The sequence below is a fragment of the Streptomyces sp. NPDC048349 genome (assembly GCF_040651925.1).
GTDB lineage: Bacteria > Actinomycetota > Actinomycetes > Streptomycetales > Streptomycetaceae > Streptomyces.
The window spans coordinates 48,992-55,605 of record NZ_JBEZLA010000054.1; the positions used below are offsets into that span (position 1 = coordinate 48,992).

The 6,614-nt window shown below is 72.9% G+C and carries 6 protein-coding genes; 5 read left to right on the forward strand and 1 reads right to left on the reverse strand.

What is annotated here, in order from left to right; translation table 11 throughout:
- The first annotated feature begins 125 nt into the window (after positions 1-125).
- The 3 genes from pdxH (at position 126) to AB0D44_RS26065 (ending at position 3,376) form a co-directional block, all read left to right on the forward strand.
- Positions 126-788, forward strand: coding sequence for a pyridoxamine 5'-phosphate oxidase (gene pdxH / locus AB0D44_RS26055; protein ID WP_362595227.1), 663 nt, complete (start codon positions 126-128; stop codon positions 786-788).
- 503 nt (positions 789-1,291) lie between these two features.
- Complete coding sequence (locus tag AB0D44_RS26060; protein WP_362595229.1) at positions 1,292-1,897, forward strand: PH domain-containing protein; 606 nt, start codon at positions 1,292-1,294, stop codon at positions 1,895-1,897.
- Between the two features lie 150 nt (positions 1,898-2,047).
- The gene (locus AB0D44_RS26065) at positions 2,048-3,376 is read left to right on the forward strand and encodes a PAS domain-containing protein (protein WP_362595231.1); all 1,329 of its coding nucleotides are present in this window, start codon (positions 2,048-2,050) and stop codon (positions 3,374-3,376) included.
- A gap of 122 nt (positions 3,377-3,498) precedes the next feature.
- Here the strand turns inward: AB0D44_RS26065 and AB0D44_RS26070 are convergent, their stop codons facing one another.
- Positions 3,499-4,254 carry an SIS domain-containing protein gene (locus AB0D44_RS26070; protein ID WP_362595233.1) on the reverse strand — a complete coding sequence of 252 codons (756 nt, stop codon included), beginning with the start codon at positions 4,252-4,254 and terminating at the stop codon, positions 3,499-3,501.
- A gap of 233 nt (positions 4,255-4,487) precedes the next feature.
- Here AB0D44_RS26070 and AB0D44_RS26075 point away from each other — a divergent pair, with 233 nt between their 5' ends.
- Together AB0D44_RS26075 and AB0D44_RS26080 are read left to right on the forward strand one after the other, a co-directional pair.
- Positions 4,488-5,180 (forward strand): metal-dependent transcriptional regulator, encoded by a 693-nt coding sequence (locus AB0D44_RS26075; protein ID WP_362595235.1) that lies wholly within the window; start codon positions 4,488-4,490, stop codon positions 5,178-5,180.
- Positions 5,181-5,554: 374 nt separating this feature from the next.
- On the forward strand, positions 5,555-6,433 hold the full coding sequence (locus tag AB0D44_RS26080) for an alpha/beta hydrolase (protein WP_362595237.1): 879 nt from the start codon (positions 5,555-5,557) through the stop codon (positions 6,431-6,433).
- The last annotated feature ends 181 nt before the right edge of the window (positions 6,434-6,614 follow it).

Here is a 6,614-nt window from a genome sequence, read left to right on the forward strand (position 1 = left end):
ATGCCCGGCGCGGCCGATGGTCATCCGTGCGGGGACCCTCGGACCGGCCCCAAGATTTTGTCCGTTCCCGATGGACTGCGGAAGCGTGACATACGGCACACCCGTGGCAGTCGCACTGCGGCAGGATGACGGGCGTGACCCATCAGGACCTTGATCCCTCCCTCATGCGCAAGCAGTACCGCTCCGAGATCGTCCCCGAGGAGAGCCTCGCCGACGATCCCATGGACCAGTTCGCGCGATGGTTCCAGCAGGCCGCCGTCGCGCACGTCTTCGAGCCCAACGCGATGATCGTCTCGACCGCCACCGCCGACGGCCGTCCGAGTTCCCGGACGGTGCTGCTGAAGCAGTTCGACGCGCGGGGGTTCGTCTTCTACACCAATTACGGCTCGCGCAAGGGCCGTGAACTGGCCGAGAACCCGCACATCGCCCTGCTGTTCCCGTGGCACCCCATCGCCCGCCAGGTCATCGTCACCGGGACGGCCACCCGGGTGGGCCGCGACGAGACGGCGGCGTACTTCCGGGCCCGCCCGCACGGCTCGCAGCTGGGTGCCTGGGCCAGCGACCAGTCGCGGGTGATCGCCTCGCGCGCCGAGCTGGACCGGCGCTACGCGGAGCTGGAGCGGCGCTACCCGGAGGGCGAGCAGGTCCCGGTGCCGCCGGAGTGGGGTGGCTACCGGGTCGTCCCGCAGGAGATGGAGTTCTGGCAGGGCCACGAGAACCGCCTCCACGACCGCCTGCGGTACGTGCGCGAGGCGCAGACGTGGCGCGTCGAGCGCCTCTGCCCGTAGCGGCACCGCGCGGTACCGCTTCCGCGGGGCCGGGGCACGCAGACGCGCAGGCATGCGGATACGTGGACGCGCAGGCATGCGGACACGTGGACGCGCAGGCATGCGGACACGTGGACGCGCGCGGCATGCGGACGGGCGGACGTGCAGACGACCCGCGGGCTCGGGTTCCTCTCCTGCAGTGAGAGGAGCCGGCCGGACGTACCGGCGAGCCCGCGGGTCGGGTGACTGCTTGGGATTGGCGCCTGGCGTTCCCGCCGGGCACCGCACTGGGTGCGTGCGACGACGGGCGCTTTAGCCCGCAGCCACCTCACGCGTCCGGTTTCCGTACATTTCGGGAACCACCTCCCTTCTCGTGTACGGACGAGCCTAGGAGCCTGTCCGGCAGGGCACAACCAGATATTTTCCGCACCTTCGCGAGCGCCCCGCCCCGTCCGTCAACTCCCCTTCTGGAACAGGGGGGTTGCTCCCTACACTGGGCGCCCGCGACCCGAGGGGGGCACAGCATGGGAGCACGGGCACTGCCGCGCGAGTACCGGATCAAGCCCGGCCGGACAGCCGTCCTGATCGGCGCCGTCGGCCTCGGGTCGCTCGCGGCCCTCATGCCCGTCTGGACCGACGAAAGCATCGTCGGGTGGGTGAAACTGCTGGTCACCGGCCTGCTGCTGGCCTTCTTCGGATGGCTGGTCATGGCCGCCCGCAGGTGCGCGACCTCCGTGGACCTCAAGGGCGTCCGGGTCCGCACCATGGTCCGCACCCGGCGGGTGGCCTGGGAGGACGTCCAGGACATCCGGGCCGTGCCGAACCCGAGCGCGCACATGGCCGCGAACGCGCCCAAGGTCATCGCCTACGTCTACGACACCGCCGGCCGGCGCGTGCAGCTCATGTACGTCGACGACCTGCACGTCGCCGTCGACCGCGAGATCGCCGCGATCCGGGCCGCCTGGACCGAGCTGAGGGGCGAGGACTGGGAGCCCAGCGCGCAGGCGCAGCGCCGGATCGAGCGGCGCGACCGCCGGGAGAGCCGGGCGTTCCTGGCGCTGGCCTGGTTCTCCGGGCTGGTCTTCCTCGGCCTGATCGTGTTCCTGGTGATCCTCTTCGCCGGGGCCTGATCGCGCCGCCGTCCCGTCGCGCCCGCGGGCTCCCGCCCCGCTCGAACCGGATCATTCCGGGGTATTCGGGGGAACGGGGTGTGGGCTGCGTCACGTTCCAGTTCAATGATCTGACGTGCCGCACACGCGAACACCTGCTGGGGGTGCCAGGTGACTGCTTCCGGACGTGACGAGACCACCGACGACGATCTGCTCGCAGCGCTGCTGGACGGGATGGACGCCGCCCTGTGCGCGTTCGACGCCGACGGCGTGATCACCCACTGGAACCGCGAGGCCGAGCGGATCCTGGGCTGGTCCGCCACCGAGGCCGTGGGACGCAAGGGCTTCGAGGGGTGGGCGGTACGGGCCGCCGACGCCCAGGACGTGCACGACAGGCTCATGGCCGCCCAGGACGTGCCGGGCCGCCAGGTGCACGAGTTCGCCCTGCTGACCAAGGACGGCGGGCGCGTCCTCGTCCGCACCCAGTCCGCCGGGGTGCCGGGCGCCGACGGGAAACCGGCCGGGGTGTACTGCGCCTTCAGCGAGGTGCACGCGCAGATAGACCTGGAGCGGTCCATCGCGCTGAGCGAGGCCCTGATGGAGGACGCCGCATGGGGCGTCGTCCTCGTCGACGTCGACCTGCGGCCCGCCGTGGTCAACGCGCACGCCGCCCGGGCCCTCGGGGCCGGGCGCACCGCACTGCTGGGCCGACCGCTCGGGGAACTGCTCGTCCAGGGCGTCGAGGAGCTGGAAGGCGCCCTCCAGCACGTGCTCGCGGAGGGGGCGCCGCCGGCCCCGGTGGAGCTGTGGGTGTCCGTACGGACGCCGGAAGGGGCCCGGCGGCGCTGCCTGCGGTGCGGATTCCTGCGGCTGGCCTCGCCGCTCGCGGAGGAGCCGGTGCCGCTCGGGGTCGGCTGGCTGTTCCAGGACGTCACCGAGGCCCGGCAAGCCCAGCTGGACACGGCGCAGCTGCGGTTCCGCTCCCACCAGCTGCACCGGGCGGGCCGGGCCGCCGCCGAGTGCGAGGACCCGGCGGAAGCGGCGGCCGTACGCCTGGACTTCGCCCTCGCGGGCTTCGCCGAGCACGCCCTGCTGGACGTACTGGACCCCTCGGCCGGTCCCGAGCGGCGCCGGCTCGTACGCTCCGCCGTCTCGCCGCCCGCGCTGCCGGGCCCCGGCGCGATCCCCGTGCGGTACGAGGCCGGGCACCCGGCGCTGCAGGCGCTGGACCGGATCGGCTCGGTCCGGACGAGTGCTCCGCGCGGGGCTGCCGACCCGGAGTGGGCGCGGGCCCGCCACTGGCCCGAGGGCGCGGCGCACGTGCTGTGCACGGTGCTGCGCAGCCGTGGGCGGACCCTGGGGGCCCTGACGTTCGTACGCGGACCGTCGCGGGCCGCCTTCGAGGGGCCGGACGCGGCGTACGCGGAGGAGGTCGCGGGCCGGATCGCAGCCGACCTGGACCTGGCGGCGCGGACTGGCCCCGGCCCCGCCGCCGGTTGAGGCGCAGGCTCGGGGCCGGAGTCCCACGCAGCGGGGCCGCGGGCCGGGGCCCGGGCCCCGGCCCGTACCGCTGCCGACCGCCGACCGCCGACCGCCGAAGGCCGATCGCCGGCCGCCGAAGGCTAGTGGCGGAAGAAGATCCGGTCGCCGTACTCCTGCATCACGCGGCCGTTCCACTCGTGGCCGCCGTCGACGTTGCCGGAGCGCAGCAGCGGGGGCTCGATCCCGCGGTCGGCGAGCGCGCCGGCCGCCGCCGCCATGACCGCCTGCATGATCGCGCAGGTCACGACGGTGGAGGCGGGGGCGAAGGGCGCCTCGATGCCGTCGAGGCTCAGCTCGGCGTCGCCGACGGCGATCTTGCTGTCGAGGACGACGTCGCAGTGGTCCTTCAGGAAGGTCCCGGAGACGTGCCGCGACTTGGTTCCGGTCGCGTACGCCACCGAGGTCACGCCGATCACCTTGAGGCCGAGGGCGCGGGCGTTCATGGCCATCTCGACCGGCAGGGCGTTGCGCCCCGAAAGGGAGATGATCACGAGGACGTCGCCGTCGGAGGCCGGGCTGCTGTCCAGGACGGCGCCGGCGAGGCCGTCGACCCGCTCCAGCGCGCTGCCCAGCGTCGCGGGCATGACATCGATGCCGCTCGTCCCCGGGACGGCGAGGAAGTTCATCAGGGCCAGCCCCCCGGCCCGGTAGACCACGTCCTGGGCGGGCAGCGAGGAGTGCCCGGCGCCGAAGGCGAAGAGCCGGTTCCCGGCGGCGACGGCCTCGGCGACCAGGGAGCCGGCCTCGGCGATCCGCGCGGCCTCCTCGTCCCGCACCCGCTCCAACAGGCCGATGGCGGCGTCGAAGAACTGACCGGCCAGCTTGCTCTCGCTCATACGCCGATGGCCTTCCGGGGTCGGGTTGGGGTGGCGGGGTGGGTCCGTGTCCGCCGCTCACCGTGCGGTCTGGACCAAGGGCGTGTCAATACGGACGTCAATCCCGGGGAAGATCTCCGCCGCGCTGCCGGGGAGATGTCCGGGAGAGGGCTTGACGCTCGGTACGGGACGGTTGTCCGCCTGATGCGTCAGAATTGGGGGCAGGGCCAGCGCACGCAATCCGAGGGGCACGAATGTCCGGACTGATCGACACCACGGAGATGTATCTCCGCACCATCCTTGAGCTGGAAGAGGAAGGTGTGGTCCCCATGCGCGCCCGTATCGCCGAGCGGCTCGACCAGAGCGGCCCCACGGTGAGCCAGACGGTGGCGCGCATGGAGCGGGACGGCCTGGTGGCCGTCGCCAGCGACCGGCACCTGGAGCTGACGGAGGAGGGGCGGCGGCTGGCGACGCGCGTGATGCGCAAGCACCGGCTCGCGGAGTGTCTGCTCGTCGACGTCATCGGCCTGGAGTGGGAGCAGGTGCACGCCGAGGCCTGCCGTTGGGAGCACGTGATGAGCGAGGCGGTGGAGCGGCGCGTGCTGGAACTGCTGCGCCACCCGACCGAGTCGCCGTACGGGAACCCGATCCCGGGCCTGGAGGAATTGGGGGAGAAGGCGGAGGCGGACCCGTTCCTGGAGGACGGCATGGTGAGCCTCACCGAGCTGGACCCGGGCGTCGACGGCAAGACCGTGGTCGTGCGCCGGATCGGGGAGCCGATCCAGACGGACGCGCAGCTGATGTACACGCTGCGGCGGGCGGGCGTGCAGCCCGGCTCGGTGGTCAGCGTGACCGAGTCCCCGGGCGGTGTGCTCGTCGGCAGCGGCGGCGAGGCCGCCGAGCTGGACTCCGAGGTCGCCTCGCACGTGTTCGTGGCGAAGCGCTGACGCCTGGGCGTGAATCCCGGCAGGATTGCCGACCGTCCGGGCGACAGGTGAGGTAGTCCTGGTCGGTGAGTGGTGTAGACGTTCGGGTGCAGACGCTCGTGGTGTGGACGATGGCCGGGTGGAAGTGGGCGGTCCCGGCGCCTTGCGGCGCCAGGACCGGTCCTCCCCTGGTGACCTGGAGCCCCGAGCTCTCAAGGTCGTCCCCTTCGGACCGTCTTCCCCGAGCGGCCCGCCTCCCTGTTGAAAGGATCTCCATCGGCAGCGGCGATCAATCCTTGAGCAAGGTCACTCGAAAGAGCGGTGTTGTCGGCGAGACGCCCGTTTTCGAATGCGGGTTCGATAGTCTGGCCGGGAGCGAAGGGGGTGCATCTGCGGTGGTACAGCGCATCGATGTGACAGGGGCCGATGGCGTGCGCCTCGCCGCCTGGGAGTTCCGCGAAGCGGACCCCGCGCCCGCAGCCCGCCCGGCCTCCCCGGACCCCCGCCCCGCCGTGCTCTTACTCCACGGGCTCATGGGCCGCGCCTTCCACTGGTCCGGCACCGCCCGCTGGCTCGGCGAGCACCGTCGTGTCATCGCCGTCGACCAGCGCGGCCACGGCCAGAGCGACCGCCCGCCCCACGGGCCTTACACGCGCGAGGCGTTCGTGGCCGACGCGGAGGCCGTCGTCGAGCAGCTCGGCCTCGCGCCCGTGACCCTCATCGGCCACTCGATGGGCGCCCTCACCGCCTGGCAGCTCGCCGCCCGCCGCCCCGACCTGGTCGAAGCCGTGGTCATCTGCGACATGCGCGCCTCGGCCCTCGGCGAAGCCTCGCAGCAGGAGTGGGCGGACTGGTTCCACCGCTGGCCGCTGCCCTTCCCCACCCAGGACGCCGCCCGCCGCTGGTTCGGCGAGGACGATCCCCGCGTGGAGCGCCCCGACCCGGGCCGCGGCGCGTTCTTCGCCGAGGTCATGCACGAGGCCCCGGACGGCTGGCGCCCGCTCTTCTCCCGCCGCCAGATGCTGACGGCCCGTGAGACCTGGGTGCACGACGCCCACTGGGAGGAACTGGCCCAGGTCCGCTGCCCCACCCTGGTCGTCCGCGGTCTGGACGGCGAACTGGGCCGCGCCGAAGCCCAGGAGATGGTCCGCGTCCTCCCGGCGGGCCAGTACGCGGAAATCCCCGACGCGGGCCACTACGTCCACTACGACCAGCCGGCCGCCCTCCGCGCGGCCTTGGAGCCCTTCCTGGAGGGGGTCAAGGCGGGGGCGTGAGGCGGGGGGAGTGGTGGCGGGAGTGGCGTCGGGAGTGGCGTCGGGAGTGGGCGGGGCGGCGGAGGCAGACTGAGCGGCCGGGCGGGGGCTTCGGGGGGCCTGATTCCGCACACTGCCGATCAGGGAGGGTTTGGGGGTTTCCCGCCAGTCCCATAGTCCTTCCGGGTCGGGCCGCCCTGTC